The sequence below is a fragment of the Mesorhizobium sp. M2A.F.Ca.ET.043.05.1.1 genome, assembly GCF_003952445.1.
In the GTDB taxonomy this organism is placed as follows: domain Bacteria; phylum Pseudomonadota; class Alphaproteobacteria; order Rhizobiales; family Rhizobiaceae; genus Mesorhizobium.
In genome coordinates this window covers 1884676-1911087 of the sequence record NZ_CP034446.1, presented here as the reverse complement: position 1 = coordinate 1911087, position 26412 = coordinate 1884676, and the positions used below count along the sequence as shown (strand labels likewise).

The following is a 26412-nucleotide window of genomic DNA, read 5'->3' as shown; positions in this document are numbered from 1 at the left end:
CAATCCAGAGGGGAGGAGACGGTACAGGGCCTTTTCGATTCCGCATCGGGCCCGGATGCAAATTCGCGTCATCCGCTGCGCCGGATGCGGCATGGACGCCCAAACCCTATACATCGCCCCTCCTCAATCCTGCATAAAAAATGGGCAGGAAGCGCAAATAGCAATCAGACCCCTCTCGGATGCGGCCGCATCTGCAAACGATGCGCGGCCGCGGCGGTTTGCTTCGAACCGAAAACTGGACAATGCTTGATCGCACGGAGATCGGCAATCCCATGCGCAATGAACTTCTATCGACGACCGAAATGGCCGAGGCGGACAGACTAGCGATCGCGGCCGGGCCGCTCGACGGCTATGGTCTGATGCAACGCGCCGGCGAAGCGGTCGCGACCCTGGTGCTGGCGCGCCACCCGGACGCGAAGAGGGCGCATGTGCTTTGCGGCCCCGGCAACAATGGCGGCGACGGTTATGTCGTGGCGCGGCTGTTGGCCGAGGCCGGCGTCGATGTGGCTCTGTGGGCGTTGGGCGAACCGCGGGCAGGCAGTGGCGCCGCGCTCGCGGCGGCTGCCTGCACCCTGGAGCGGCGCCCGCTGTCGGCCCTCACTCCCGAAGTCGGTTCGCTGGTCGTCGACGCGCTCTTTGGCGCAGGCTTGTCGAAGCCTCTCACCGGCGACGCCAAGGCCGCGGTCGAAATCGTGACAGCGATGAACTTGCCGGTTGTCGCGATCGACCTGCCTTCGGGCGTTTCCGGCGATAGCGGCGAAGTTCTTGGCTCGGCATTTCGCGCGGTCCTCACGGTGACCTTCGCGCGAAAGAAGCTCGGGCACCTGCTGCTGCCGGGCCGCGAGCGATGCGGCGAGATCGTGTTGGCCGATATCGGCATTCGCGACGAGATCATCGACGAGATCGCGCCAAGGACCTTCGAGAACCGGCCCGGGCTTTGGATCGCGAACTTTCCGGCGCCGGCGGTCGACGCGCACAAATACAAGCGCGGCCATACGAGCGTCTTTTCGGGCGGACCATCGGCCACCGGCGCGGCGCGGCTGTCGGCGCTGGCGGCCGCAAGAAGCGGGGCAGGGGCCGTCACCGTGCTCTCGCCGGCAAACGCCATGCAGGTCAACGCGGCGCATCTGACTTCCATCATGCTGCGCAAGGTTGACGCGATCGAGGACGTGCATGACCTGATCGGCGATCGCCGGCCGTCCAGCTTTGTCCTCGGCCCCGGCTTCGGCATCGGCGACAAGGCGCGCGATTTCACGCTCGCCGTGCTGGCCAGGAAGCGCCAGGACGGCGGCGTCGAGGGCCTCGTGCTCGACGCCGACGGCATCACCTCCTTCCGCAATGGAGCCTCGACGCTGTTCGAGGCAGCCGGCAGACCGGATGCGCCAGCGTTGATCATGACGCCGCATGAGGGTGAGTTCGGCAGGCTGTTCGCGGACATTGCGGGCAACAAGGCGTTGTCGAAGCTGGCCAAGGCGCGCGAAGCCGCTCAGCGCGCCAACGCCGTGATTGTCTACAAGGGCGCCGACAGCGTGATCGCCGCGCCGGACGGCCGCGCCGCGATCAACGGCAATGGCGCGCCCTGGCTTGCCACCGCCGGTTCGGGCGACGTGCTGGCAGGTATCATCGCGGGCCTCCTTGCCCAGGGCATGCCGGCCTTCGAAGCGGCTTGCGCCGGGGTCTGGATCCATGCCGAGGCCGGCAGCCGTTTTGGGCCGGGCTTGATAGCCGAAGACCTGCCCTTGGCCATGCTGCCGGTTCTTCGCGACCTGCTGGAGGGCACTCCCCGATGATTCGGACGGGGCTCAGATTCATTTTCCAGATGCTGCGTCGGCCAAGGCCGCGAGAACCCGCTCCTCGCTGACACCGCGTGTATCAAGCACCCAGCTCGGCGTCGAAATCGGCGGCTCGAGATAACGCACCTGATCGTTTACAGGCCCTGTCTCATAAGACCGATTTGATCCGAAGATAAGCACGCATGGTCCGCCCAAGGCTGCGGCCGCATGGCAGAGGCCCCCATCAACGCCGAGGAAGACGGTCGAGGCGGCGATCTGGCACATGGCGTCGGTCAGTTGGGGTGTCGACGTGAAATCCACTGCCTCCGGAAGCGCTGCCCGGATCTGCGCGGCGGCCTCGCGTTCTCGTGGGCCGCCGATGAGCCAAACCGACCAGCCGCGCCGGGCGTGATCCTTCGCTACCGAGATGAAACGCTCCGCCGGCCATGAGCGGAAATTGGTGAAAGCGGACGTGTAAAGCGCCAGCGCCGGTCGCGCAGGGTCGATCCCGTGTCGGGCGCGCCAATCGGAAAGCTCTTCGGCCGAAATAGCCATTTGCGGCGCAGGCAACCGCATGCGGTGGGCTGGCTTTTCACCCAGCATCGCGATGGCGCAGACCTGTTCGTACAATCTGGTCTTGCGCGGACCGAACGCCAGGAAGCTCTTCAGCCAGCCGGCAGGCAGGCGGTTGATGATGCCGAACTGGAATTCCCGTGGATAGCCGATGCGTTCCGGTATGCCGGCCAGCCATGGCACGAGCGCGGCCTTGGTGCTGCTGGTGAGCATATAGGCCGCCTGGTAGTTCTCCTTGCGGATTTCGCGCGCCAGACCGGCCCGTTGTTTCAGCCCGGGCTTCCAGTGCTTCTCGACAATCCATGTCTTGCGGATATGCGGCATCAACCGCGCCAGTGGCGCGGCAAGCGGCGAGGTGGCGACGTCGATCGGATGCCCGGGAAACTTCTCGGCCAGAATCTGGATTGCCGAATGGCAACGGATGAAGTCTCCGATCGCCGGCAAGCAGAAGACTAGGATGGGACGCAACGGGCGCTACCTTTAGATCCGGAACAATCGCTACCAATGGCTAATATGACGGTGATTTGTCACGGAAGCGCTTCGCCATCAAGGATGCGCGCATAGAGTTCCAGATAGGCCTTCGCCGTCTTCTCGATCGGGAACCTGTCAGCGGCCGACTGGCGGCATCGTTGCGCCGACAGGCCTCCGATCTCAGCAAGACCGCGCCCGAACTCCTCGTCGGTCTGGAAGAAGCGCCCGGTATCGGCATCGACGGTTTCCACGAGCGCGCCGCGCGGTGTGGTGAGCACGGGAGTGCCGCACAACATCGCCTCGACCTGCGCCATGCCGAACGGCTCTTCCCACGAGATCGGGTTTAGAAATGCCTTCGATTCCCCAAGCAGGCGCAGCTTGTCCTGGCCATCGACCATGCCGTGAAAGCGGTAGCGGGCGGAAAGGCTCTTGAAAAACACGCCCTCGCGGCGCGTCTTGCTTCGGCCGAGCAGCTTCCAGCGTGAGCCGCCGGCGATATCAAGGATGAAGTCGAATTTCTTGGCAAGATCCACCGCGCGATTCAGCCCCTTTCCGGCGCGCGCAATCGCCGCCATGAAGAAGAGATGATCGTTCTTCGTCACCGTCAGCCGGTAGGCGTCCACAGGAAACCCGTTGTAGACGAAGGTCTTGCGGCCATGCAGCTCGGCATGACGGGCGCTGAGGAAGTTCCAGTTGGGCTGCGGCCGCGGATAGTCCGGAAGGTGGCCGTGCTCGGTGTTGAGCGTCGGGTAGGGGACCTCGACTTTCCAGGCGTGGAGATTGACGATCTGCGTGTCGCGGGGGATCGCCGCCCTGCACTCGGCTTCGCTGACCGCATGCCTGACCTCGCACATCGGGTGCGACGATCCCGGCGCGGCGATCAGGACGACATGGTGCCCGAGCCTGACCAGTTCGGTGACCAGCCATTCGACCTGGCGCTGCGTTCCGCCATACCCCTTGGCCGGAATAAGGCTCTGAGCTGCAAGGGTTATGCGCATTTCTTGTCGGCGCGGCTTCTCACAACGGGATGTTGTCGTGCTTCTTCCAGGGGTTCTGCATGTCCTTGTTGCGCAGCATGCGCAACGCGCGCGCCACCCGGCGGCGGGTCGAATGCGGCATGATCACCTCATCGACATAACCGCGTTCCGCGGCGACGAAGGGCGACAGGAAGCGATCCTCGTAAGTCTTTGTATGAGCCGCGATTTTCTCCGGGTCACCGATGTCCTTGCGGTAGATGATCTCGACCGCGCCCCTGGCGCCCATCACGGCGATCTGCGCCGTCGGCCAGGCATAGTTCATGTCGCCGCGCAGATGCTTCGACGCCATGACGTCGTAAGCCCCTCCATAGGCCTTCCGTGTGATGACGGTGATCTTCGGCACGGTCGCTTCGGCATAGGCGAAGAGCAGCTTGGCGCCATGCTTGATCAGCCCGCCATATTCCTGCGCGGTGCCAGGCAGGAAACCCGGCACGTCGACGAAGGTGACGATGGGAATCGAAAAACAGTCGCAGAAGCGCACGAAGCGCGCCGCCTTCCGGCTGGCGTCGGAATCGAGCACGCCGGCCAGCACCATCGGCTGGTTGGCGACGAAGCCCACCGTACGCCCTTCGACGCGACCGAAGCCAGTGACGATGTTTCTCGCAAAACTCTGCTGGATTTCGAAGAAGTCGCCTTCGTCGGCGACCTTCAGGATCAGTTCCTTGATGTCATAGGGCTTGTTGGCGTTGTCGGGGATCAGCCGGTCGAGCGACAGGTCGTGGTCCGTCACCGACTGGTAGCACTCGATCTCGGGGATCTCGGCGGTGTTCGAAGCCGGCAACAGATCGACCAGCCGGCGCATCTGCAGCAGCGCCTCGACATCGTTGTCATAGGCGCCGTCCGCAATCGAGGATTTGGTCGTGTGGACGGAAGCGCCGCCGAGGCTTTCTGCGGTCACCGTCTCATTGGTCACCGTCTTCACCACATCCGGTCCGGTGACGAACATGTAGGAAGTGTCGCGCACCATGAAGATGAAATCGGTCATGGCCGGCGAATAGACATCGCCGCCGGCGCAAGGACCCATGATCAGCGAGATCTGCGGGATGACGCCGGAGGCCAGCACGTTGCGCTGAAAAATCTCGGCATAGCCGCCGAGCGCCGCCACGCCTTCCTGGATGCGCGCGCCGCCTGCGTCATAGAGCCCGATGATCGGCGCGCGATTGCGCAGCGCCATCTCCTGCACCTTGATGACCTTCTCGGCATGCGCCTCCGACAGCGAGCCGCCGAACACGGTGAAATCCTTGGCGAAGATATACACCGGGCGGCCGTTGACCGTGCCCCAGCCGGTGACGACGCCGTCGCCGGCGATCTTGGTCTTCTCCATGCCGAAATCGGTCGAGCGATGCTCGACATACATGTCGAACTCCTCGAACGAGCCCTCATCGAGGAAGACCTCAATACGCTCGCGGGCGGTGAGCTTGCCCTTCTTGTGCTGCGCCTCGATACGGTCCTTGCCGCCGCCCATGCGGGCAATCTCGCGGCGGCGTTCGAGTTCCTTCAGCACGTCTTTCATCGCTGGTCCCCAAAACGGATAAGTGGTTTGTGGTAATGGCGAGGGCAGGAGAGCGCAAGCACCCTCGTTTTGCTGCATTGCAACATGCCCCCTTGCATTTCGGGCCGGACTCGGCCATATGCAGCGGCATAGGCGCTTGGGCCGGCTTGTCCGGCTTTCTCCACGAATGAGACTGGTTGCGTCTGTTTTCCCTCTTTCACATCGGCCTCGGTCGATCGGCAAGACGGCGAAAAAGCCCCGGGGCACGACGTCCGCGGGCACGACAGCGCAGCCGCGCGGACGTTTCCCGTCCGCCGCCTTGTCGTTTCCTGATATTTGTTTCGACGGCAGGTTGCGCCCTGCCGCCATCGACGTTTGCGGCGATTGCGCCGCTTGAAAGAAGATAAATTTGACCAACGAAAACACTCTCCCCAACAACGACGCTGGGGAACTCTCCGGTTTCGCGGCCCTTGGCATCGGCGGCGCGCTGCTGAAGGCTACGCTGGCCGCCGGCTTCACCGAGCCGAAGCCGATCCAGGTGCAGGCCATCCCGCCGCAGCTCGAAGGCCGCGACATTTTCGGCATCGCCCAGACCGGTTCTGGCAAGACGGCCGCCTTCGCGTTGCCGATCCTGTCGAAGATCATCGGCCTCGGCACCAAGCGCCGGCCAAAGACGGCGCGCGCGCTGATCCTGGCGCCGACGCGCGAGCTCGCCGTGCAGATCGAGGACACCATCAAGCTGCTCGCCAAGGGCGCGCATATCTCGACCGCGCTGGTGCTCGGCGGCGTCTCGCGCTTCAGCCAGGTGAAGAAGATCGCGCCCGGCGTCGACATCCTGATCGCCACGCCTGGACGGCTGACCGATCTGGTGCGGGAAGGCGACCTCATCCTTGCCGACACCAAATGGCTCGTCCTCGACGAGGGCGACCGCATGCTCGACATGGGTTTCATCAACGACGTCAAGCGCATCGCCAAGGCGACCGCGCCGGATCGCCAGACTGCGCTGTTCTCGGCAACCATGCCCGACGAGATCGCCGAGCTTGCCAAGGGCCTGCTGAAGAATCCGGTCCGCGTCGAGGTCTCGCCGCAGAGCACGACCGCCGCCGAGATCGTGCAGAGCGTGGTGCTTGCCCGCACAAGGCAGAAACGCCAGGTGCTGTCCAAGATGCTGGCCGACGAGGCGATGCGCACGGTGATCGTGTTCTCGCGCACAAAGCATGGCGCCGATCGTGTCACCAAGGATCTTGTGCGCGACGGTTTTGAAGCCGCCGTCATCCACGGCAACAAGTCGCAGAACGCCCGTCAGAAGGCGCTCAACGATTTCCGCGACGGCTCGGTCCGCATCCTGGTCGCGACCGACATCGCGGCGCGCGGCATCGACGTGCCCGGCATCAGCCATGTCGTGAATTTCGACCTGCCGGACGAGGCGGAAAGCTATGTCCACCGCATCGGCCGGACGGGTCGCAACGGCAGGGACGGCATCGCGATCACGCTTTGCGATCCTTCGGAGAATGCCAAACTGCGGCAGGTCGAGCGCATCATCCGCATGAAGCTGCCGGTCGTTGCCGACCACCTCGGCAGCCCGGATCCGCAGCGCGACCCCAGGGAAAAGACCGAGCGCCATTTCGAGCCGGCCAATGACCGCGAGCATCATGGCGGCCGCCGCGATGGCCGCCGACCGGGCAATGGCGGTGGCAAGAAGCACTTCGCCGGCAAGCCCAATGGCGAGCGCGGACCGAAGCCGCAGGGCGAACGCCCGGCGGCCGCCCAGCCGAACGGCGAGCGCAAGTCCGGCAGTTTCAAGCGCTTCAAGGGCAACAACAAGCGCCGCTTCGGCGGCAAGCGTCCGGCGAACCGCGCTGCTTGAACCCATCAAATCCGATCGAGGAACGGCCTGAGCGAATGCTCCGGCCGTTTTTCGTTTCACTGGCCAGATTGCTGCTGCATCAGCGCCTTCACCCAGACCACGATACGCTCCGTTAGAAAGCGTGTGGTCTGCGGCGACAACACATCGCCGGCAATGACGTGATTGTCTGGATCGCCGGTATCGTCGACCGGCACCAGCTCGTGCGGACCGCCCCAGCGCCCGGCGATCTCGCGCGTCCGGTCCGGCCGCACCACCTTGTCGGAATCCGAGAAGATGAACAGGGCAGGTATCTTTGCCTTCTCGACCGGCGCGGCATAGGCCAGCTCGGTGAGCGCCGCCATCGGCAGCACTGCCCTCATTGGATATTTCGTGGTCCAGAATTTTTCGTGCAGCGCGTTGCGTGCCGGGAAGCTGCGCTCCTTGCCGCCGACAAGCTCTGCAATCTGCCTGCCCCAGGGCATGGTCAGCAACTCCGCGCCGGAGGCCTTGACGCCGAAATTCGGTGAGATGAATGCGATGGCCGCGACACCGTCGGAAGCACCCGGCTCTGTCGCTGCCCATGCCGCCAGCGAGCCGCCGGTCGAGGTGCCGATGACGATCACCTTGTCGCCGATTTCGCGGCCGATGGCCAAAGCCTCCTCATAGTCGTTGATCCAGGCATTGACGCTGCCTTGCGCCATGGCCGCGCCGTCCTGGCCGTGGCCGGTCAGCCGCGTGTAGAAGAGGTTGGCGTCCAGTTCATCCGCAATTTCGTCCGGCAAGGGGCGGACCTCGCCTTTAGAGGCGGAAAAGCCGTGGATGTAGACGATGGCCAAAGGCGTCTTGGCGTGGACCATCGGGTTTGCCCAGATGATCTCCTTGTCGAGCCCGTCGCGGATGTTGGGCACGGCAGCCTCTTCACGCGCCAGATAGGCCTGCGGATCGTCGCCGATCACCGATGGATTGAAGCGGATTGTGGTGTCTACCGGCACGCGCGGGCCGAGAAAGAAGCCGGCGACCAGCATGACTGCAAGGCCAAGCACCGCCAGCACGATCCGCCGCCCCATTCCAGTCTCCAAGCAATGATTCTCAACCTATGGCCGTCCCCGCCGGCAGGCAATCGCCGTTTCGCCGGCTTATGTCGCGCCGGTTCATGTCGCCTTGTCGCGGGACGGGTCTTTTTTGCCCGCCGGCCTGCGATCGAAATGCAGCGGCCGACCCCACCAGTGGGTGGTGAGTCCGATGACGAAGCGGCCGATCGGCCGCGGCAGCAGGCCGAGCAGCTTCACCGGCCAGCTTATGTGATACGGGAAGGTGACTTCGAAGCCGCCCTTCCTGATGCCGCGCGCCATGCGGCGCGACGCGCGATGCACAGGCATGAGGCCCGGCATCGGCAGCTTGTTCTTTTCGGTCAAAGGCGTGTCGATGAACCCCGGATTGATGACCTGGATGCGGATGTTCATCTTGTCGAAGTCGTATTTCAGCGACTCCGCCAAGATGTTGATCGCGGCCTTGGTGCCGCCATAGGCCGCCGTTGTCGGCCAGCCGGAATAGGCGGTGACCGATCCGACAAGAACGACATGGCCGCGTCCGCGTACGCGCATATGCTCGACTACAGGCACCACGCCGTTGACGATGCCGAAATAGTTCACGGCGAAGGAACGATGAAAATCGCGCACCACCAGATTCTCTCCGGGGGTGGCGATGTAGTTGCCGGCGTTGAACACGGCGAGCACGATCGGCCCCATCTGCTCCTCGATCGCGGCGGCCGTGCGGGCCATGCCCTGCTCGTCGGTGACGTCGCAGGGAAAGGACCTCACATGCCCGGACATTTGCGCCGTTTCGACGATCAGCGTGTCGGCTGGATCTTCCGGCAGCGACGTCACCGCCACGGCATAGCCTTGATTGGCGAGATCCTTGGCCAGCGCGCGACCAAGCCCGCTGCTGCCGCCTGTGATCCAGGCGACACCGTCTTTCGGATTGGCCCGGTAGAGTGTCATAGGGTGTCCTGCGGATGTTCCGGTTTGCTCTAGCGGCGGAGAATTCGGTTGAAAAGAGCGGTTTTGCACCTGGCACTGAAATGGTTGCGAGCGTTGCACCATCCGCAATGCGACTGGACCAGGCAAAATCTTGCCTTGAAACCGCGGCGTCCGGTTTTTAGGGTCTCGCCGCACACATGAAGGAATCCCACATGCCCCGTTCAGTGATCGAAGCGATCGGCAACACGCCCCTGATCCGGCTTAACAAGGCTTCGGAAGCGACCGGCTGCGAGATCCTCGGCAAGGCCGAGTTCATGAATCCGGGGCAATCGGTGAAGGATCGGGCCGGCCTGTTCATCATCCGCGACGCCGAACAGCGCGGGCTGCTCAAGCCCGGCGGGCTCATCGTCGAAGGCACTGCCGGCAACACCGGCATCGGCTTGACGCTGGTCGCCAAGGCGCTCGGCTACCGCACCGTGATCGTCATCCCCGACACGCAGAGCCAGGAAAAGAAGGACACGATCAAGATCCTGGGCGCGGAGCTCATCGAAGTACCGGCCGTGCCCTACAAGAACATCAACAACTACATAAAACTGTCCGGCCGGCTTGCCGAGCAACTGGCACGCTCGGAGCCGAACGGCGCGATCTGGGCCAACCAGTTCGACAATGTCGCCAACCGCGACGGTCATGTCCGCACGACGGCCGAGGAGATCTGGGCCCAGACCGGCGGCAAGGTCGATGGCTTCGTTTCGGCCGTAGGCTCCGGCGGCACGCTCGCCGGTGTCGCGCTGGGGCTCAAGGGCAAGAGCAAGGACGTCAAGATCGCGCTCGCCGATCCACTGGGCGCCGCGCTCTACAGTTTTTACACCAGCGGCGAGTTGAAATCCGACGGCAGCTCGATCACCGAAGGCATCGGGCAGGGCCGCATCACCGCCAATCTGGAAGGCTTCAGGCCGGACTTCTCCTACCAGATCCCGGACGAGGAAGCGTTGCCGATCATCTTCGACCTGATCCAGGAAGAGGGCCTCTGTGTCGGCGGCTCGACCGGCATCAACATCGCCGGCGCCATCCGGCTGGCGCGCGAGCTCGGACCGGGCCACACCATCGTGACGATCCTTGCCGACTACGGCACGCGCTACCAGTCCAAGCTCTTCAATCCGGAGTTCCTGCGCGGCAAGAACCTTCCGGTGCCGGGCTGGATGGAAGAGAAGGCCGACATTTCCGTGCCGTTCGAAAAGGTAGCATGATGGCGCACAAGACGGAGGCGCTGTTTCGCGACGACGCCTATCAGACGACGGCCGAGGCCGAGGTTGTCGCCATCAACGATCGGGGTGGCATCCTTCTCGACCGCACCATCTTCTACGCCACGTCGGGTGGACAGCCGGGCGATACCGGCACGCTCGAACGAGCGGACGGCGGCCGCATCGCGATCGCCGCCACCATCACCGGCGAGACCAAGGACGAGATCATCCATGTGCCGGCGCCGGAGCAGCCGCTCCCCGCAGTCGGCGAAAGGCTGAAGCTCTCGATCGACTGGGAGCGGCGGCACCTTCTGATGCGCATGCATACCGCCTGCCACCTGCTGACCGTCGTTTGCCCGTTTCCGATCACCGGAGCGGCGGTCGCCGAGGACGACAGCCGTGTCGACTTCGATATCCCCGACACCGGCTTCACCAAGGAAGATGTGACGGCCCGGCTGATGGAGCTGGTGCGCGCCGACCATCCGGTCTTCACCCGTTTGATTACCGACGACGAGCTCGCGGCCAATCCCGGCCTGGTCAAATCGAAGAACGTCCGCCCGCCGGTCGGCACAGGAAAAATCCGCCTGGTCTGCATCGGCGAGAACGGCTCGGTCGACAGCCAGCCCTGTGGCGGCACGCATGTGAAGTCGACCGGCGAGGTCGGCGAGATCCATATCGGCAAGATCGAGAAAAAGGGCCGCGAGAACCGGCGCTTCCGCATCCGCTTCGGCCCGATGCCGGCGAATTGAGGCGGGCCATGGAGAACAAAATGGCGCAGGACAGTCCCTTCATCGTCGACGCCGACTGGCTGGAGAAGCAGCTTGGCGAGCCCGGCCTCACCATCATCGACGCCTCCTGGTATCTGCCGGCGCAAAAGCGAGACGCCCGCGCCGAATACGATGCGGCGCACATTCCCGGTGCGCGCTTCCTCGACCAGGATGCGGTTTCCGATCCGGATTCCAAATTGCCGCACACTTTGGCTTCGCCGCAGCACTTTGCCCAATATGTCGGCGCCATGGGCGTTACGGCCGATGACACCATCATCATCTATGACGGGCCTGGCCTGTTCTCGGCGCCGCGCGCCTGGTGGATGTTCCGCGTCATGGGCGTTTTCCAGGTCTATATTCTGAACGGTGGCTTCGACCGCTGGAAGGCCGAGGGGCGGCCCGTGACGTCCGAGCCGACCAAGATCGCGCCGAGCGTCTTCCATGCCGATTTCGATGCCGGCCGGGTTGTCGGCCTCGACGAAATGCGCAGGATCGTCGAGGGCCGCCAGAGCCAGATCGCCGATGCGCGCTCGGCCGGCCGCTTTGCCGGAACCGATCCGGAGCCGCGCCCTGGCGTCCGTTCGGGCCATATGCCGGGCGCGCATAATGTCCCGATCACGGCGCTTGCCGAGAATGGCGAGCTGCTGCCCAAGGACCGCTTGCGCAAGGTGATCGAGGATGCCGGCATCGATTTGTCGAAACCGGTCGTCACCTCCTGCGGCTCGGGCATCACGGCGGCGGCGATCACGCTGGCGCTGGAGACGCTCGGCCATACCGACAACCGGCTTTACGACGGTTCGTGGACGGAATGGGGCAGTCTCAGCGATACGCCGGTGGCGACGGGGAAAGAGTGATGGAAAACGGCGCGCCGCAAGCTATCGATGTCACGGTCACGTTCCTGGAGATGCACGCCGCACCCGCGGTTTCGCCGCCAATCCCCTATAACCGGCAGATCGCGCTGCTGAAGACCAAGGACATCCCGCTCCATTTCTACCGCTATTTGATAGATCGCGTCGGGCGCAAATGGCACTGGGTCAATGTGCTGAGGATGAGCGACGAGGAGCTTGCCGCCGGCCTGCACCGCGAGGACCGCGACGTCAGGGTGCTCTATCTCGACGGCGCTCCAGCCGGCTTCTTCGACCTAAAGCCGCATCTTCCGGACGAAGTGGAGCTCGCCTATTTCGGCATGATGGAACATGCGCATGGCCAGGGCCTCGGCCGCTGGTTTCTCGGCGCGGCGATCTCGGCGGCCTGGGCATATGGGCCAAGGTTCGTCTCCGTGCAGACCTGCACGCTCGACCATCCGGCGGCTCTGCCGCTTTACCAGAAACTCGGCTTCACGCCTGTGGCGCAGAAGAAGGAAGTCGTACACCCGCTGACCTTCGCCGAGCGCTCGGCCAGCGTTATGCGAGGCTAAGCCGTACCCTGGAATTGCCTCGCGCCTGAACGCTCCGTTCATCGCCGCTTCAGACTGTCTTTGCCATTGTCCGGCCGCATTACGAGGCCGAGCTTCTGGGAGAAAAGACATGTTGACCCGACGTATGTTTGCCTTCGCCGCGATTGCGGCAATTGCCATGCCGAGCCTGGCATTCGCACAGGCGACCACGCCTTCGGCCGCGACCATCGAGCGGCAGCTCGACGCCGCGCCCAGGAAGAAGCTGCGCCCCAATGAACGTGTCACCATTCGCGAGTTCAAGCGCCGGCCGGACCTGCGGCGCATGGCGCGTTCGATCGACATCCAGTCGATCAATTTCGAGTTCGGCTCGGCCGCCATCGCCCCCTCGCAATATGGCAAGGTCGAGATCATCGCCGACGCGCTCCATCGCATCCTGCGCCGCGACCGTGGCGCCCGCATCCTGATCGAGGGCCACACCGACGCTGTCGGCTCCTTCGAGTCGAACCAGGTCCTGTCCGAGCGCCGGGCCGCCTCCCTCAAGCGGACCCTCGTAGGCGAGTTCGGTGTGCCCGCATTCGCGCTGGAAACCGTCGGCTATGGCGAGGAATTCCTGCTCGTGCCGACCCAGCAGGAGAACTGGCGCAACCGCCGCGTGACGCTGCGCCGCTTCGACGACTTCGTGCGGTAACGCTCAGTCCGACAATGCCGATGGTCGAGAGCCCGGTTGCGCAAGCAGCCGGGCTCTTCATGTGCGCGCCGCTAGAGCAATTCCAGGAAAAGCGTGAGCGGTTTTCCGTCCGGAATTGCGTCAAAACAAAGGGATAGAGCGGTTCGCCGTTTCCGTGAAACGGTGAAACGCTCTAAGGCAGGAATCGGGTGGGAGGCACTGCCGCCAAGGCGTAATTTCCGGACATCGCCACCGGAGATTTTGCCATGAGCATCCAGTTCAAAGCCTTGCCGACCGAAGCCGTGCGCGCCTTGCAGCGGGGAGGGCCCGATACCTATGGCCTCGCCCCGGAACACCGGATTTCCGACGGCGACGGCGTGCCCTGCAGGCATTGCATGAAGAACGTCGCCGCGGGCGACAGCTACCTGATCGTCGCCTACCGGCCGTTTCCGGAACTTCAGCCCTATGCCGAGACCGGCCCGATCTTCCTGCATGCCGAGGAATGCGAACGCGCCGCCGACGGGGAGGCGCTGCCGGAAATGCTCGCAAGCAGCGACTATATCGTCAGGGGCTATGGCAAGGACGATCGCATCGTCTATGGCAGCGGCGCCGTCACGCCGACGGGCGATATCGCAGCGCGCGCGACAACACTGCTTGAGCGCGACGACATCGCCTACATCCACGTCCGCTCGGCGCGGAACAATTGCTATCAATGCCGCATCGAGCGGGCCTGATCCCAAACCGATAAGCCCCAAAAAAGAAGCCCGCCGATGGTCGGGCGGGCCGTTGGAGGGTCTGACAGAAGCTGTCGGCAAGCGCTGTCAGGTCGGGATTGTCCGAACCCGGCAAGCAGCACAGACCGCCAGTAGCACTGCGTGTCTAGGCATCTTTCCCGCCGGGCGAATGTGAAGCATTTCACACAAGGGGCATAATGGCCGGAAGACGAAAAACCGAGCCTTCCAAACTGTCGTATTCCCGTCGTACTACCGCGCTACAAAACAATGGTTGATGATCAGTCGACCGCGGATGGACCGGCGGCAGATCGCAACATCGAGGAAGCGGGGCTTTTGCTCCGCTTTTTTGTTGCCCGGATTTCTCGACGAACACGCTCGCGCGCAAAGAAAAGCCCGCCAGAATGACCGGCGGGCGACTGGATGAAGCTATGCGAGCCCGTCAGGCGGCAAGCACCGCCCTCGGCTCGACCATTTCGTAGCCGAGCGCTTCGGCGACGGCGCGGTTGGTGATCTTGCCCTTATGGACATTGAGGCCGTTGCGCAGGTGGTGGTCGTCGACCAGCGCCTTGAGGCCCTTGTCGGCGAGCTGCAGGCCGTAATGCAGCGTCGCGTTGTTGAGCGCGTGCGCCGAAGTGACCGGCACGGCGCCCGGCATGTTGGCGACGCAATAGTGGATGACGCCATCGACCTCATAGGTCGGATCGGCGTGCGTCGTGGCATGCGAGGTCTCGAAGCAGCCGCCCTGGTCGATCGCGACATCGACCAGCACCGAGCCCTTCTTCATGCCGGAAAGCATCTCGCGGGTGACGAGCTTGGGCGCCGCGGCGCCCGGGATCAGCACGGCGCCGATAACGACGTCGGCCGAGAAGCATTCCTCTTCCAGCGCCTCGACGGTCGAGTAGCGCGTATGGACGCGACCGCCAAAAATGTCGTCGAGCTGGCGCAGGCGCGGGATCGAGCGGTCGATGATGGTGACGTCGGCGCCGAGGCCGGCCGCCATCTTGGCCGCATGCAGGCCGACGACGCCGCCGCCGAGCACGGTGACCTTGCCGGGCAGCACGCCCGGCACGCCGCCAAGCAGCACGCCGCGGCCGCCATTGGCCTTCTGCAGCGCGGTAGCGCCGGCCTGGATCGACAGGCGGCCGGCGACTTCCGACATCGGCGCGAGCAGCGGCAGGCCACCGCGATCATCGGTCACGGTCTCATAGGCAATCGCGGTGACGCCTGAGCCAAGAAGACCCTTGGTCTGCTCCGGATCCGGAGCCAGGTGCAGGTAGGTGTAAAGGATCTGGCCGTCGCGCAGCTGCACCCATTCATTGGGCTGCGGTTCCTTGACCTTGACGATCATGTCTGACTTGGCGAACACGTCGGCGGCCGTCTTGGCGATGGTAGCGCCAGCGGCGCGATAGGCATTGTCGTCGGCGCCGATGCCGGCGCCGGCACCGGTCTCGACCAGCACGTCATGGCCATGCGCGACATATTCGCGGACCGAGCCGGGCGTTAGGCCGACGCGATATTCATGGTTCTTGATTTCCTTGGGGCAGCCGACACGCATCTTTCTTCTCCTGTCCTCGCCTTTCAAAGGGCGCTCTCCCTGTCATTGGTGCATGCCATCAGCTCCGGAACGCCGCGCGATTTGGAGGCGACACGCAATAATCGCAGTCAACCACGAATCGTTCCGTATGTGTTTGCGAATGCACTTGCGGCAAGGATCGCTCTTCGATAATCGTTGCGCGAAATAGCCGAAAATTCGCAGGAACCACGAAAAATGCCGCTCGACAGGATTGATATCGCCATTCTGGAGACTTTGCAGAAGGATGGCCGGATACCCAACGCGGCGCTTGCCGAAAAGGTCGGCCTTTCGCAATCGGCCTGCTCGCGCAGGCTCGACAATCTCGAAAAATCCGGAACCATCCGCGGCTATCACGCCAGGCTGTCCAATTCCGCGCTCGGCCACCAGATGACGGCGATCGTCCACATATCGCTGTCGGGGCAATTCGAAAAGACGCTGTCGGACTTCGAGGCGGCGATCAAGCGCTGCCCGAACGTGCTCTCCTGCCATCTGATGTCTGGCGAATACGACTACATACTGCGCATCGCGGCGAAGGATCTCGTCGACTATGAGCGCATCCACAAGGAATGGCTGTCGGCGATGCCGCATGTGACCAAGATCAACTCGTCCTTCGCGCTCCGCGAGATCGTCGATCGCACGGCGGTCGGCTTGAGGCCGGAGATGGCCTAGGGTCTGGACTGATAACCAGTAGGAGGCAGCAGCTGCGATATGACAGAAAGAACTACGCTCGCCGAGTCATTGCCGACAACCTCCGTCATCCGCATCTCGCGCGCCAGCTTCGATCCGGCTCGGTTTGCCAAGGTTGATGCCGCCAGCAAGAAAACCGCGCAGTACATCATCCCAGCCGTCAGACGGCTCCCGGGGCTGCTCCACTTTTATTCGGGCGTCTCGCCGAAAGGCGAGATGGTCCAAGTTAGCGTCTGGGATACCGACGAGCATGCGGCGCAACTCAACACCCTGAAGGAGATGGTCGTCGACGGCCGCAGGGACATGGAGGCGGTCGGCGTCACTTTCACGCCGATTTTCCACTATCCGATCGATTGGACCTGGACCGTTTAGGCTGGATTCGCCTCCGTCACCACAGTCGTCATCGCAATGTCGTGCGGCTGCGGGTAGATGGTGGGGATGCGCTGCAATTCATAGCCGACGCCGATCACCAGCGGCCTGAACGGCATGGCGGCCAGCGTGCGGTCGTAAAAGCCGCCGCCATAGCCCAGCCGATACTTGCCTGGATCGATGCCGACGATCGGCGAAATCACGATGTCGGGCAGGACGGGGTCGCCTTCGGCCGGGATCGGAATGTTCCAGACACCCTTTTCCAGCCGGTCGCCCGGTCTGTAGGCGCGAAAGATCAGCGGCTGACCCTTCTCGATGACGACAGGCAGCGCGGTGCGGCCGCCGCGCTCGTTGATAGAGGCCATCCAGCCGCGCAGATCCGGCTCGCCGCGAAACGGCCAATAGAGGCTGACCATCCGGCTTTCTATGTCGCCGATGAGCGCGTCGAGGCCGTCCGCGATACGTGCCGACATGGCGGCGCGCGCATCGGCTGAGACGGCAAGCCGCGCATTGATGAGCCGCTCGCGTTCGGCCTTGCGCCAACGCCTGATATCCGTCCAATCGGACGGCGGCTCCCGGTATTCCGGATCGAGTTCATGCATGAAGCAGGGCGGTGATGCGTATTGGGCCGGCCCTTCGTCGTCGCGATTGTCAGCCATGATAGGCTCCTGTCATGGGGTCTCACGCTATACCTGCGGCAGCACGCGCTACATATGCATTCACGACGCCGCGCGACGACTCTGGGGCATGTTTCAGAGCCGGCAAGATGTTGTTGCAGCGCACAAAATACCTACATTCCATGTGGTAGTTTTACGCCGCGAGGTGGATGAAATGAACGAAGCCAGGCATCATGTCGTGGTCGTCGGCGCCGGATTCGGCGGGCTCGAACTCACCCGCGCGCTGGCTGGTGCGCCGGTGCGCATCACCATGATCGACAAGCGCAATCACCACCTGTTCCAGCCGCTGCTCTATCAGGTGGCGACGACGTCGCTGGCGACCTCGGAGGTTGCCTGGCCGATCCGTCATCTCTTACGCAGGCGCAAGGACGTGACGACGCTTCTCGGCACTGTCACCGGCGTCGACCGCGCCGGCAAGCGCGTGCTGCTCCAAGACGGCAGCTCCGTTCCCTACGACACGCTGGTGCTCGCCACCGGTGCGCGCCATGCCTATTTCGGCCACGACGAATGGGAGCCCTTCGCGCCGGGGCTGAAGACGCTCGAGGATGCCACCACGATCCGGCGCCGCATCCTGCTCGCCTTCGAGCAGGCCGAACGCGAAACCGATCCCACCAGGCGCCAGGCGTTGCTGACGTTTGTCATCGTCGGCGGCGGCCCGACGGGCGTCGAGCTCGCCGGCACCATTGTCGAACTCGCGCACGACACGCTACGCGGCGAGTTCCGCAACATAGACACACGCCAGGCGCGCGTCGTGCTGATCGAGGCCGGCGACCGCATCCTGGCCAATTTCGCACCGCAGCTTTCCGACTACGCCCGCAGGGCGCTTGAACGGCTCGGCGTCACCGTCGAGCTCGGCCGCCCCGTCACCCAACTCGACGCCGACGGCGTCGTCTTTGGCGACAAGCAGCTGCCGGCAAGGACGATCATCTGGGCCGCCGGCGTTGCGGCCTCGCCCGCGGCCGAATGGCTGGGCGCTTCCGCCGACCGGGCGGGCAGGGTGCTGGTCGAACCCGACCTCACCGTGCCGGGCAGCCCGGACATTTTCGTCATCGGCGACACCGCGCATGTGCTGCGGCCGGATGGAAAGCCGGTGCCGGGCGTGGCGCCCTCGGCCAAACAGGAGGGCAAGCATGTCGCCGCGACGATCAAAGCGCGGCTCGCCGGCGACACGGCGACGCGGCCTTTCCAATACCATCATGCCGGCGATCTGGCGACGATCGGCAAACGCGCTGCCGCGATCGATTTCGGCTGGGTTAAGCTCACCGGCTGGCTCGCCTGGTGGCTGTGGGGCATCGCCCACATCTATTTCCTGATCGACTTTCGCAACCGCCTGGCGGTCTCGCTTAGCTGGCTATGGATTTATCTTACCGGTCAGCGCAGCGCCCGGCTGATCACGCAGGGCGACGACGACAAGAGCTGATTTCCTTGGCGCCGCTGTCGAGGGCTTGGTGATCGGCCCGGAGAAGCGGCCCGGCGCAAAAAGCCGTGAACTCGAAGGATCGCTGCCGCTCCCGCTCTGGTTCCAGCCGTCCACATGCGTTAGTTTTAGCCATGCGTTATGTAATCGTCATCGCAGCCATTGCCTTCTTCCTGATCTGGGATGGCCTCTACAATCATGGTCACTATCTCGACGTGACCGTGCGGGAAATGTCGCGCATCGTGCGCCAAGTCACCGGATAAGCCTTGCCGGTTGCATATCGCGGGCGCGACATCGTTGCCGGTTGACGCCCAGGCGTCGCTCCCACAAAAACACCGCTGAATCGACGATCACGGAGGTTGGCTTGATCCGGCACATCGTTTTCTTCAGCGTGCGGCGCAAGGAAGATGTCGAGGCCGTGCGCTCGGGCCTGCTGGCGCTGGGCAAGATTCCGCATTCCAAGCATTTCGAAGTGACGCTCAACACCAAGGTCGATCTGTTCTCCAACGCGATCGACGTGGTCGTCTATGCCGAGTTCGAGGACGAGGCGGCACTTGCCGCCTACAAGGCGCATCCGATCTACGCCGATACGACCAGCAAGGTGAAGCCGATGCGCGAACTGCGCTATTCGGCCGATGTCGTTGCCGCGGCCTGAACCGGCATAGGGCGCATACTGTGGATCCCGCGCCCTTGAACCGCGGGCCGGAATGGGGCAAACCGCGCCGGCATGACCAAAAAATCCGCTCATCCGCTCGACCATCTCGTTCTGCCGGCACAGAACCTCGATGCCGTCCGCTTGCGCCTGACGTCGCTCGGCTTTGTCGTCGCGCCCACGGGCATCCACCCCTTCGGCACGGAGAATGCCTGCGTCTTTTTCACCGACGGCACCTATCTGGAGCCGCTGGCGATCGGAAATGAACAGACGGCGGACCTCGCCATAAGCGAGGGCAATGTCTTCGTCGCGCGCGACCGTCTCTACCGTCAAACCATTGGCGATGAAGGTTTTTCCGCGGTCGTCTTCGGAACGGCCGATGCCGATGCCGATCATAGGCGCTATGTCGAGGCCGGTCTTTCGGCCGGCGAAATGCTGAGCTTCTCGCGCGCCTTTACTGACGCAAACGGCAAAAGCGACATGGCTTCCTTCAAGCTGGCATTCGTATCCGACAAGGAGGCCGACGAGGCCTTCCTCTTCGCCTGCCAGCGCATCAACGCGCCAAAGATCGGTCGCACGGCGCTGCAGGCCCACGCCAATGGCGTGACGGGTATTCTCGAAATCATCGCGGTCAGTGACAGGCCCGCAGCCCAGATCGGATTGATTGCGACCGCCGCCGAAGCTGGTGCGAGCGACGGCGACGCCGTGCGGCTGCCGAATGCAGTCCTCAGCGTTTTCTCGTCCGAAGATTATGGCTCGCGCTTCGGCCTGACGGTCGCGCCATCGCCGAACCTGCGTTTCACGGCCATCGTTTTCTCGGTTCGCGACACGGCCGCCGCCAGGCGACTGCTTGCGGAAAACGCAGTCCGACACAACATGAGCGGCAATGATATCGTCGTTCCGCCGGCGCCCGGGCAGGGCGCCGCCTTCATCTTCCGGGAGACCCCATGAGCAAGCCCCTGGCGCCCAATTCATCGGTAACGGTCGGCAAGGTCGTCTTCGCCAACAATGCGCCGCTGTCGCTGATCGCCGGCCCGTGCCAGCTTGAATCGCGCCAGCACGCCTTCGACATGGCCGGCGCGCTGAAGGAACTGACGGACCGGCTGGGCATCGGCCTCGTCTACAAGACCAGCTACGACAAGGCCAACCGCACCTCGCTTTCGGCGACGCGCGGTGCCGGGCTCGATGCGGCGATGCCGATCTTCGACGATCTGCGCAAGGAGTTTGGGCTCCCGGTGCTGACCGACGTCCACACCGAGGAACAATGCGCCATCGTCGCGCCGCATGTCGATGTCCTGCAGATCCCGGCCTTCCTGTCGCGCCAGACCGACATGCTGGTCGCCGCCGCCAGGACCGGCAAGGTCATCAATGTGAAGAAGGGCCAGTTCCTCGCGCCATGGGACATGAAGAACGTCGTCGCCAAGATCACCGGCTCCGGCAATGCGAATGTGCTCACCACCGAGCGCGGCGTCTCCTTCGGCTACAACACGCTGGTCTCGGACATGCGCGCCTTGCCGATCATGGCCGAGATCGGCGCTCCGGTGATCTTCGACGCGACGCATTCCGTGCAGCAGCCGGGCGGGCAGGGCGGCTCCTCCGGCGGCGAACGGCGCTTCGTCGCAACGCTGGCGCGCGCGGCCGTTGCCGTCGGTGTGGCCGGTGTCTTCATCGAGACCCATCAGGACCCCGACAATTCCACGTCTTCAGATGGCCCTAACATGGTGCCTCTCAAGGACATGCCGGCGCTGCTGGAAAAGCTCATGGCCCTCGACCGCATCGCCAAAGATCACTGATTGCGGCGACTGACCTCGCGCTGGCCTGTGGGAGTTGGCACTGCCTGGTCGACAGCAAGCAAAAGTCGGGAACCTTAGCGCGCTCCTCTCATTGTCATGCAGGCATTCAATCGAGAGGAGCACCACCATGACCACCCCGTCCGGGCACACTGAAGCTATTGCCGCCTCGCGCGTTATCGGCACATCGGTTTACAACACCGCAGGCGACAGCATCGGCAGCATTGAAGACGTCATGCTCGACAAGATGTCGAACGGCATCATGTTCGCAGTGATCGGTTTCGGCGGCTTCCTCGGCATGGGCGAGAAGTACCACGCCGTCCCGTGGGCGACGCTCGACTATGACGAGGACAAAGGCGGCTACGTCGTCCCGTTCACCAAGGAGCAGTTGCAGGCCGCGCCCGCATATTCGATCGAGGAACTGACCGGCGCCGACGGCGAAGCCGCACGCGATGCCTCATTCCAGTATTATCACGTGAAGCCCTATTGGCATTGACCGCTTGCTAGGTGCGCTGAAAGCAAAGGCCCCCGGGCAAAACCCGGGGGCCTTTGGCGTTTTGAACTACTGCGCCGCTTGGAGCGTCGATAGTTCCACTGAACTCTGCTGAGGTTTCTGGTCGTCGCATGACGTCAGGAACGCCGCCGCGATCAGGAACAAACTCACGATACCGCTCAACTGGGACATGGCGAAACTCCTCCTGTTTCGCCCCGCGCGAACGCGACCATAGACGAGAAGGCCACGCGATGCGCATGACTTATGATGACAGAAATTTGCGCTTCGTGAATCCGGCCCGCGGCAATAATTGCGGGCGCGCCGATTGCCTTTTGCGCCGCTTTGGCTAAGAGGGGCGCGACGCTTCAATCGATCAATCGGGGACATCGCAAATGACCGCCATCATCGACATTGTCGGGCGTGAAATCCTGGACAGCCGTGGCAATCCGACCGTCGAGGTCGACGTGGTGCTGGAGGACGGCTCGATGGGCCGCGCCGCGGTGCCATCGGGCGCATCGACCGGCGCGCATGAGGCGGTCGAACTGCGTGACGGCGGGCCGCGATATCTCGGCAAGGGCGTCCAGCGCGCCGTCGAAGCGGTGAACGGCGAGCTGTTCGAGGCGATCGGCGGCATGGAAGCCGAGAACCAGATCCATATCGACCAGACAATGATCGAGCTCGACGGCACCCCGAACAAGAGCCGCCTCGGCGCCAACGCCATCCTCGGCGTATCGCTGGCGGTCGCCAAGGCCGCGGCCGAAGCCGCCGGCCTGCCGCTCTACCGCTATGTCGGCGGCGCCAAGGCGCACATCCTGCCGGTGCCGATGATGAATATCATCAATGGCGGCGCCCATGCCGACAATCCGATCGACTTCCAGGAGTTCATGATCCTGCCGGTCGGCGCGCCGACGCTGCGTGACGGCGTGCGCTGGGGCTCGGAGATTTTCCACACGCTGCGCAAGAAGCTGAAGGAGGCCGGCCACAACACCAATGTCGGCGACGAGGGCGGCTTTGCTCCCAACCTGAAGAGCGCACCGTCGGCGCTCGATTTCATCATGGAATCGATCGAGAAGGCCGGCTTCAAGCCCGGCGAGGATGTCGCACTTGGCCTCGACTGCGCGGCGACCGAGTTCTTCAAGGACGGCAACTACGTCTATGAGGGCGAGAAGAAGACCCGCGATCCGAAGGCGCAGGCCAAGTACCTGGCCAAGCTCGCTTCCGACTATCCGATCATCACCATCGAGGACGGCCTTGCCGAGGACGACTGGGAAGGCTGGAAATATCTGACCGACCTGATCGGCAAGAAGACCCAGCTTGTCGGCGACGACCTCTTCGTCACCAACACCGCGCGGCTGCGCGACGGCATCCGCATGGGCGTCGCCAATTCGATCCTGGTCAAGGTCAACCAGATCGGCTCGCTGACCGAGACGCTCGACGCGGTCGAGACCGCGCACAAGGCCGGCTACACCGCCGTCATGTCGCATCGCTCGGGCGAGACCGAGGATTCGACCATCGCCGACCTCGCGGTCGCCACCAATTGCGGGCAGATCAAGACCGGCTCGCTGTCGCGTTCGGACCGCATGGCCAAATACAACCAGCTCATCCGCATTGAGGAAGAGCTCGACAAGCAGGCGCGTTACGCCGGCAAGTCGGTGTTCAAAGGCTGATCCAGCCTGTTGGAACAGTTCGGAAAGGGCGGGGCATTCCCGCCCTTTTTCGTTTCCGGCGGCCCCGCACCAGGTCGCCCGTAACCGTCCATTAAGCACAATCGGGCGAAATACGACTCATGGCCGCTTGCGTTCGCGGCCGCGAGGGTTCGGGTCATGTGGACACGTCAGCACAAGCAGAGAAACACCGGCAGGCTGATCATCCCCTCGCTTTGCGTGCTGTTCCTGGCCTATTTCGGCTTCCACGCCTATCACGGCGAATTCGGCATCTATTCCAAATACCGGCTCGAGGCCCGGGCGGCCGAACTGCAGGCGCAGCTTGATGCCGTGAAGGCGCGCCGGGTCGACTTCGAGCGCCGTGTTCAGCTGATGCATGAAGGCACGCTGGAAAAGGATATGCTTGACGAGCAGGCCCGAAAGGCGCTCAATCTGTCTCAGCCCGACGAAATCACCATCATGCTGCCCTCCGCGACGAAATAACCGAGTTTCGGTTAATCGCCGTTATTTGCAATGATTCTAATCGCTTAGATGCATGCCAGCCATGCATTTTTCAGCATGGCGCAATGCATCCTTGCATGTTAGCCTCGCGCAAATCGGTGGGGAGACTTTTCGATCTCCCTGAATGTCCGCAAAGAGACGCCAACAGGGAGTGATGCATGGCCACCGCCGCCAAAAAAGCGCCCGCCAAATCCAGATCCGACAAGCAGCCCAATCTGTCAGCGCCCAAGCCCGCTGATTTCACCAAGGAGGAAGAGCTCTCCGCCTACCGGCATATGCTCTTGATCCGCCGCTTCGAGGAGAAGGCCGGCCAGCTTTACGGCATGGGCTTCATCGGCGGCTTCTGCCATCTCTATATCGGCCAGGAGGCCGTCGTCACCGGCATGAAGATGGCGCTTGTCGAAGGCGACCAGATGATCACCGCCTATCGCGACCACGGCCACATGCTGGCGATGGACCTGTCGCCGCGCGGCGTCATGGCCGAACTGACGGGGCGCCGCGGCGGCCTGTCGAAAGGCAAGGGCGGCTCCATGCACATGTTCTCCAAGGAGAAGCATTTCTATGGCGGCCACGGCATTGTCGGCGCCCAGGTGTCGCTCGGCACCGGCCTAGCCTTCGCCAACCGCTACCGCGAGACCAAGAACGTTTCGCTCACCTATTTCGGCGACGGCGCCGCCAACCAGGGCCAGGTCTATGAGAGCTTCAACATGGCCTCGCTGTGGAAGCTGCCGGTGATCTACATCATCGAGAACAATCGCTACGCCATGGGCACGTCTGTGTCGCGCTCGTCGGCCGAGACCGACTTCTCGCATCGCGGCGCCTCCTTCAAAATCCCGGGCATGCAGGTCGATGGCATGGACGTCCGCGCCGTGAAGTCCGCAGCCGATCTCGCCACCGAATGGTGCCGCGCCGGCAACGGCCCGCTCATCCTCGAAATGCAGACCTACCGCTATCGCGGCCATTCGATGTCTGACCCGGCGAAGTACCGCTCCAAGGAGGAGGTGCAGAAGATGCGCTCCGAGCACGACCCGATCGAGCAGGTTCGGGTGCGGCTGCTCGACAAGAAGTGGGCAAGCGAGGACGAGCTCAAGGCCATCGACAAGGAAGTCCGAGACATCGTCGCCGACGCCGCCGAATTCGCCCAGAACGACGCCGAGCCGGATCCGTCCGAGCTCTGGACCGACATCGTACTCTAAGGGGAGGGCAAGGACATGCCGATCGAAATTCTCATGCCCGCGCTCTCACCGACGATGGAAGAGGGCAATCTGTCCAAATGGCTGAAGAACGAGGGCGACAAGGTCGTCGCCGGTGACGTCATCGCCGAGATCGAGACCGACAAGGCGACGATGGAAGTCGAAGCCGTCGATGAAGGCACGCTGGCCAAGATCGTCGTTCCCGCCGGCACCGAAGCGGTCAAGGTCAATGCTGTGATCGCCGTGCTCGCGGTCGACGGCGAGGACGTCGACAAGGCCGGCGAAGGCATCGGCGAGGAAGAACCTGCCAAGGCTGAAGCCGCGCCTGCGCCGGCGCCCGCTGCTGCCAAGAGCGAGGCTCCGGCCCCTGTCGCCGCCGCGCCGAAGACGGAAGTCGCGGCCGACCCGGACATTCCCGCCGGCACCGAAATGGTTTCCACCACGGTGCGCGAGGCGCTCCGCGACGCCATGGCCGAGGAAATGCGCCGCGACGGCGACGTCTTTGTCATGGGCGAGGAAGTCGCCGAATACCAGGGCGCCTACAAGATCACGCAAGGCCTGCTGCAGGAATTCGGGCCGCGGCGCGTAGTCGATACCCCGATCACCGAGCACGGCTTTGCCGGTGTCGGCGTGGGTGCGGCGATGGCCGGCCTGAAGCCGATCGTCGAGTTCATGACCTTCAACTTCGCCATGCAGGCGATCGACCAGATCATCAACTCGGCCGCGAAGACGCTCTATATGTCCGGCGGCCAGATGGGCGCGCCGATCGTCTTCCGCGGCCCGAACGGCGCCGCCGCCCGGGTCGCCGCGCAGCACTCGCAATGCTACGCCGCCTGGTACAGCCACATCCCCGGCCTCAAGGTCGTGATGCCCTACACCGCGGCCGACGCCAAGGGCCTGCTCAAGGCAGCTATCCGCGATCCGAACCCGGTCATCTTCCTCGAGAACGAGATCCTCTACGGCCACTCCTTCGATGTGCCGAAGCTCAACGACTTCGTGCTGCCGATCGGCAAGGCTCGCATCCACAAGCAGGGCAAGGACGTCACCATCGTCTCCTTCGGTATCGGCATGACCTATGCGGTCAAGGCGGAGGCCGAGCTGCGCGGCATGGGCATAGATGCCGAGATCATCGATCTCAGGACCATCCGGCCGCTCGATTTCGACACGATCATCGCCTCGGTGAAGAAGACCAACCGTCTCGTGGTGGTGGAAGAAGGTTTTCCGCAGAACTCGGTCGGCGACCACATCGCCAACCAGGTCTCGCAGCGCGCCTTCGACTTCCTCGACGCGCCGGTGATCACCATCGCCGGCAAGGACGTGCCGATGCCTTATGCGGCGAACCTCGAAAAGCTGGCGCTGCCCAATGTCGGCGAGGTCGTCGAGGCCGTCAAAGCCGTTACCTATCGCTAAGCCGGTCGGGA

Annotated in this window: 28 protein-coding genes; 20 read left to right on the top strand and 8 right to left on the bottom strand. The window is 63.6% G+C overall.

Annotation, left to right across the window (positions count from 1 at the left end; genetic code table 11):
- Window positions 1-272: 272 nt before the first annotated feature.
- Window positions 273-1790 carry an NAD(P)H-hydrate dehydratase gene (locus EJ069_RS09095; RefSeq protein WP_126064670.1) on the top strand — a complete coding sequence of 506 codons (1518 nt, stop codon included), beginning with the start codon at window positions 273-275 and terminating at the stop codon, window positions 1788-1790.
- Window positions 1791-1808: 18 nt separating this feature from the next.
- Here the strand turns inward: EJ069_RS09095 and waaF are convergent, their stop codons facing one another.
- The 3 genes from waaF to EJ069_RS09080 are packed head-to-tail and all read right to left on the bottom strand — an operon-like array spanning window position 1809 to window position 5366.
- Window positions 1809-2813, bottom strand: a complete 1005-nt coding sequence (gene waaF / locus EJ069_RS09090) for a lipopolysaccharide heptosyltransferase II (RefSeq protein WP_126061016.1) — start codon at window positions 2811-2813, stop codon at window positions 1809-1811.
- Window positions 2814-2872: 59 nt separating this feature from the next.
- Window positions 2873-3814: a glycosyltransferase gene (locus EJ069_RS09085; RefSeq protein ID WP_126061015.1), complete on the bottom strand. Its 942-nt coding sequence runs from the start codon at window positions 3812-3814 to the stop codon at window positions 2873-2875.
- 19 nt (window positions 3815-3833) lie between these two features.
- Window positions 3834-5366 (bottom strand): acyl-CoA carboxylase subunit beta, encoded by a 1533-nt coding sequence (locus tag EJ069_RS09080; RefSeq protein WP_126061014.1) that lies wholly within the window; start codon window positions 5364-5366, stop codon window positions 3834-3836.
- A 388-nt stretch (window positions 5367-5754) separates the two neighbouring features.
- On the opposite strand from EJ069_RS09080, the gene EJ069_RS09075 reads away from it, so the two are divergent.
- A complete protein-coding gene (locus EJ069_RS09075) occupies window positions 5755-7212 on the top strand; it encodes a DEAD/DEAH box helicase (RefSeq protein WP_126061013.1) in 1458 nt (485 codons plus the stop codon).
- Between the two features lie 56 nt (window positions 7213-7268).
- On the opposite strand, the gene EJ069_RS09070 is transcribed toward EJ069_RS09075, so the two are convergent.
- On the bottom strand, window positions 7269-8258 hold the full coding sequence (locus tag EJ069_RS09070; protein ID WP_126061012.1) for an alpha/beta fold hydrolase: 990 nt from the start codon (window positions 8256-8258) through the stop codon (window positions 7269-7271).
- Window positions 8259-8342: 84 nt separating this feature from the next.
- Window positions 8343-9191: an SDR family oxidoreductase gene (locus tag EJ069_RS09065; protein ID WP_126061011.1), complete on the bottom strand. Its 849-nt coding sequence runs from the start codon at window positions 9189-9191 to the stop codon at window positions 8343-8345.
- 191 nt (window positions 9192-9382) lie between these two features.
- On the opposite strand from EJ069_RS09065, the gene EJ069_RS09060 reads away from it, so the two are divergent.
- The 6 genes from EJ069_RS09060 (at window position 9383) to EJ069_RS09035 (ending at window position 13975) form a co-directional block, all read left to right on the top strand.
- Window positions 9383-10417 (top strand): cysteine synthase A, encoded by a 1035-nt coding sequence (locus EJ069_RS09060; protein WP_126061010.1) that lies wholly within the window; start codon window positions 9383-9385, stop codon window positions 10415-10417.
- Window positions 10417-11160, top strand: coding sequence for an alanyl-tRNA editing protein (locus EJ069_RS09055; RefSeq protein ID WP_126064669.1), 744 nt, complete (start codon window positions 10417-10419; stop codon window positions 11158-11160). Before EJ069_RS09060 ends, EJ069_RS09055 begins: the two co-directional genes overlap by 1 nt.
- 20 nt (window positions 11161-11180) lie before the next feature.
- Entirely contained in the window at window positions 11181-12032 is an 852-nt protein-coding gene (sseA, locus tag EJ069_RS09050) for a 3-mercaptopyruvate sulfurtransferase (RefSeq protein ID WP_126061009.1), read from the top strand.
- Window positions 12032-12595 (top strand): GNAT family N-acetyltransferase, encoded by a 564-nt coding sequence (locus EJ069_RS09045; protein WP_126061008.1) that lies wholly within the window; start codon window positions 12032-12034, stop codon window positions 12593-12595. Before sseA ends, EJ069_RS09045 begins: the two co-directional genes overlap by 1 nt.
- Before the next feature lie 109 nt (window positions 12596-12704).
- Window positions 12705-13262: an OmpA family protein gene (locus EJ069_RS09040; RefSeq protein ID WP_126061007.1), complete on the top strand. Its 558-nt coding sequence runs from the start codon at window positions 12705-12707 to the stop codon at window positions 13260-13262.
- Window positions 13263-13507: 245 nt separating this feature from the next.
- Complete coding sequence (locus tag EJ069_RS09035) at window positions 13508-13975, top strand: DUF1203 domain-containing protein (RefSeq protein ID WP_126061006.1); 468 nt, start codon at window positions 13508-13510, stop codon at window positions 13973-13975.
- A gap of 439 nt (window positions 13976-14414) precedes the next feature.
- On the opposite strand, the gene ald is transcribed toward EJ069_RS09035, so the two are convergent.
- Window positions 14415-15530 (bottom strand): alanine dehydrogenase, encoded by a 1116-nt coding sequence (gene ald, locus EJ069_RS09030; RefSeq protein WP_126061005.1) that lies wholly within the window; start codon window positions 15528-15530, stop codon window positions 14415-14417.
- Window positions 15531-15743: 213 nt separating this feature from the next.
- Here ald and EJ069_RS09025 point away from each other — a divergent pair, with 213 nt between their 5' ends.
- Window positions 15744-16217: an Lrp/AsnC family transcriptional regulator gene (locus EJ069_RS09025; protein WP_040994689.1), complete on the top strand. Its 474-nt coding sequence runs from the start codon at window positions 15744-15746 to the stop codon at window positions 16215-16217.
- A gap of 39 nt (window positions 16218-16256) precedes the next feature.
- A complete protein-coding gene (locus EJ069_RS09020) occupies window positions 16257-16607 on the top strand; it encodes a hypothetical protein (protein ID WP_126061004.1) in 351 nt (116 codons plus the stop codon).
- Here the strand turns inward: EJ069_RS09020 and EJ069_RS09015 are convergent.
- Entirely contained in the window at window positions 16604-17263 is a 660-nt protein-coding gene (locus tag EJ069_RS09015; protein WP_126061003.1) for a 5-formyltetrahydrofolate cyclo-ligase, read from the bottom strand. The genes EJ069_RS09020 and EJ069_RS09015 overlap by 4 nt on opposite strands.
- Window positions 17264-17435: 172 nt before the next feature.
- On the opposite strand from EJ069_RS09015, the gene EJ069_RS09010 reads away from it, so the two are divergent.
- The 6 genes from EJ069_RS09010 to EJ069_RS08990 all read left to right on the top strand — a co-directional run bounded on the left by EJ069_RS09010 (window position 17436) and on the right by EJ069_RS08990 (window position 21636).
- Window positions 17436-18701 (top strand): NAD(P)/FAD-dependent oxidoreductase, encoded by a 1266-nt coding sequence (locus tag EJ069_RS09010; protein WP_126061002.1) that lies wholly within the window; start codon window positions 17436-17438, stop codon window positions 18699-18701.
- A gap of 131 nt (window positions 18702-18832) precedes the next feature.
- Complete coding sequence (locus EJ069_RS33715) at window positions 18833-18961, top strand: hypothetical protein (RefSeq protein ID WP_278161972.1); 129 nt, start codon at window positions 18833-18835, stop codon at window positions 18959-18961.
- A 101-nt stretch (window positions 18962-19062) separates the two neighbouring features.
- A complete protein-coding gene (locus tag EJ069_RS09005; RefSeq protein ID WP_126061001.1) occupies window positions 19063-19353 on the top strand; it encodes a Dabb family protein in 291 nt (96 codons plus the stop codon).
- 72 nt (window positions 19354-19425) lie between these two features.
- The gene (locus tag EJ069_RS09000; protein ID WP_126061000.1) at window positions 19426-20301 is read left to right on the top strand and encodes a VOC family protein; all 876 of its coding nucleotides are present in this window, start codon (window positions 19426-19428) and stop codon (window positions 20299-20301) included.
- Window positions 20298-21143 carry a 3-deoxy-8-phosphooctulonate synthase gene (gene kdsA, locus EJ069_RS08995; RefSeq protein WP_126060999.1) on the top strand — a complete coding sequence of 282 codons (846 nt, stop codon included), beginning with the start codon at window positions 20298-20300 and terminating at the stop codon, window positions 21141-21143. The genes EJ069_RS09000 and kdsA overlap by 4 nt, the downstream gene beginning before the upstream one ends.
- 127 nt (window positions 21144-21270) lie before the next feature.
- Window positions 21271-21636, top strand: coding sequence for a PRC-barrel domain-containing protein (locus EJ069_RS08990; protein ID WP_042642274.1), 366 nt, complete (start codon window positions 21271-21273; stop codon window positions 21634-21636).
- 66 nt (window positions 21637-21702) lie between these two features.
- Here EJ069_RS08990 and EJ069_RS33710 read toward each other — a convergent pair whose 3' ends face one another.
- The gene (locus EJ069_RS33710; protein WP_280952541.1) at window positions 21703-21825 is read right to left on the bottom strand and encodes a hypothetical protein; all 123 of its coding nucleotides are present in this window, start codon (window positions 21823-21825) and stop codon (window positions 21703-21705) included.
- 200 nt (window positions 21826-22025) lie between these two features.
- On the opposite strand from EJ069_RS33710, the gene eno reads away from it, so the two are divergent.
- The 4 genes from eno to EJ069_RS08970 all read left to right on the top strand — a co-directional run bounded on the left by eno (window position 22026) and on the right by EJ069_RS08970 (window position 26401).
- The gene (gene eno, locus EJ069_RS08985) at window positions 22026-23300 is read left to right on the top strand and encodes a phosphopyruvate hydratase (RefSeq protein ID WP_126060998.1); all 1275 of its coding nucleotides are present in this window, start codon (window positions 22026-22028) and stop codon (window positions 23298-23300) included.
- 156 nt (window positions 23301-23456) lie between these two features.
- A complete protein-coding gene (locus EJ069_RS08980; protein ID WP_042642278.1) occupies window positions 23457-23780 on the top strand; it encodes a septum formation initiator family protein in 324 nt (107 codons plus the stop codon).
- 176 nt (window positions 23781-23956) lie between these two features.
- Window positions 23957-24994 (top strand): pyruvate dehydrogenase (acetyl-transferring) E1 component subunit alpha, encoded by a 1038-nt coding sequence (pdhA, locus tag EJ069_RS08975; protein WP_126060997.1) that lies wholly within the window; start codon window positions 23957-23959, stop codon window positions 24992-24994.
- A 15-nt stretch (window positions 24995-25009) separates the two neighbouring features.
- The gene (locus EJ069_RS08970) at window positions 25010-26401 is read left to right on the top strand and encodes a pyruvate dehydrogenase complex E1 component subunit beta (protein ID WP_126060996.1); all 1392 of its coding nucleotides are present in this window, start codon (window positions 25010-25012) and stop codon (window positions 26399-26401) included.
- The last annotated feature ends 11 nt before the right edge of the window (window positions 26402-26412 follow it).

What these genes read in the sequence shown, in the direction of transcription:
- EJ069_RS09095 (WP_126064670.1), top strand. Translation starts at nt 273, where the DNA reads ATGCGCAATGAACTTCTATCGACGACCGAAATGGCCGAGGCGGACAGA.
- EJ069_RS09085 (WP_126061015.1), bottom strand. Translation starts at nt 3,814, where the DNA reads ATGCGCATAACCCTTGCAGCTCAGAGCCTTATTCCGGCCAAGGGGTAT.
- EJ069_RS09080 (WP_126061014.1), bottom strand. Translation starts at nt 5,366, where the DNA reads ATGAAAGACGTGCTGAAGGAACTCGAACGCCGCCGCGAGATTGCCCGC.
- EJ069_RS09070 (WP_126061012.1), bottom strand. Translation starts at nt 8,258, where the DNA reads ATGGGGCGGCGGATCGTGCTGGCGGTGCTTGGCCTTGCAGTCATGCTG.
- EJ069_RS09065 (WP_126061011.1), bottom strand. Translation starts at nt 9,191, where the DNA reads ATGACACTCTACCGGGCCAATCCGAAAGACGGTGTCGCCTGGATCACA.
- EJ069_RS09060 (WP_126061010.1), top strand. Translation starts at nt 9,383, where the DNA reads ATGCCCCGTTCAGTGATCGAAGCGATCGGCAACACGCCCCTGATCCGG.
- EJ069_RS09055 (WP_126064669.1), top strand. Translation starts at nt 10,417, where the DNA reads ATGGCGCACAAGACGGAGGCGCTGTTTCGCGACGACGCCTATCAGACG.
- sseA (WP_126061009.1), top strand. Translation starts at nt 11,181, where the DNA reads ATGGCGCAGGACAGTCCCTTCATCGTCGACGCCGACTGGCTGGAGAAG.
- EJ069_RS09045 (WP_126061008.1), top strand. Translation starts at nt 12,032, where the DNA reads ATGGAAAACGGCGCGCCGCAAGCTATCGATGTCACGGTCACGTTCCTG.
- EJ069_RS09040 (WP_126061007.1), top strand. Translation starts at nt 12,705, where the DNA reads ATGTTGACCCGACGTATGTTTGCCTTCGCCGCGATTGCGGCAATTGCC.
- EJ069_RS09035 (WP_126061006.1), top strand. Translation starts at nt 13,508, where the DNA reads ATGAGCATCCAGTTCAAAGCCTTGCCGACCGAAGCCGTGCGCGCCTTG.
- ald (WP_126061005.1), bottom strand. Translation starts at nt 15,530, where the DNA reads ATGCGTGTCGGCTGCCCCAAGGAAATCAAGAACCATGAATATCGCGTC.
- EJ069_RS09025 (WP_040994689.1), top strand. Translation starts at nt 15,744, where the DNA reads ATGCCGCTCGACAGGATTGATATCGCCATTCTGGAGACTTTGCAGAAG.
- EJ069_RS09020 (WP_126061004.1), top strand. Translation starts at nt 16,257, where the DNA reads ATGACAGAAAGAACTACGCTCGCCGAGTCATTGCCGACAACCTCCGTC.
- EJ069_RS09015 (WP_126061003.1), bottom strand. Translation starts at nt 17,263, where the DNA reads ATGGCTGACAATCGCGACGACGAAGGGCCGGCCCAATACGCATCACCG.
- EJ069_RS09010 (WP_126061002.1), top strand. Translation starts at nt 17,436, where the DNA reads ATGAACGAAGCCAGGCATCATGTCGTGGTCGTCGGCGCCGGATTCGGC.
- EJ069_RS33715 (WP_278161972.1), top strand. Translation starts at nt 18,833, where the DNA reads ATGCGTTATGTAATCGTCATCGCAGCCATTGCCTTCTTCCTGATCTGG.
- EJ069_RS09000 (WP_126061000.1), top strand. Translation starts at nt 19,426, where the DNA reads ATGACCAAAAAATCCGCTCATCCGCTCGACCATCTCGTTCTGCCGGCA.
- kdsA (WP_126060999.1), top strand. Translation starts at nt 20,298, where the DNA reads ATGAGCAAGCCCCTGGCGCCCAATTCATCGGTAACGGTCGGCAAGGTC.
- EJ069_RS08990 (WP_042642274.1), top strand. Translation starts at nt 21,271, where the DNA reads ATGACCACCCCGTCCGGGCACACTGAAGCTATTGCCGCCTCGCGCGTT.
- EJ069_RS33710 (WP_280952541.1), bottom strand. Translation starts at nt 21,825, where the DNA reads ATGTCCCAGTTGAGCGGTATCGTGAGTTTGTTCCTGATCGCGGCGGCG.
- eno (WP_126060998.1), top strand. Translation starts at nt 22,026, where the DNA reads ATGACCGCCATCATCGACATTGTCGGGCGTGAAATCCTGGACAGCCGT.
- EJ069_RS08980 (WP_042642278.1), top strand. Translation starts at nt 23,457, where the DNA reads ATGTGGACACGTCAGCACAAGCAGAGAAACACCGGCAGGCTGATCATC.
- pdhA (WP_126060997.1), top strand. Translation starts at nt 23,957, where the DNA reads ATGGCCACCGCCGCCAAAAAAGCGCCCGCCAAATCCAGATCCGACAAG.
- EJ069_RS08970 (WP_126060996.1), top strand. Translation starts at nt 25,010, where the DNA reads ATGCCGATCGAAATTCTCATGCCCGCGCTCTCACCGACGATGGAAGAG.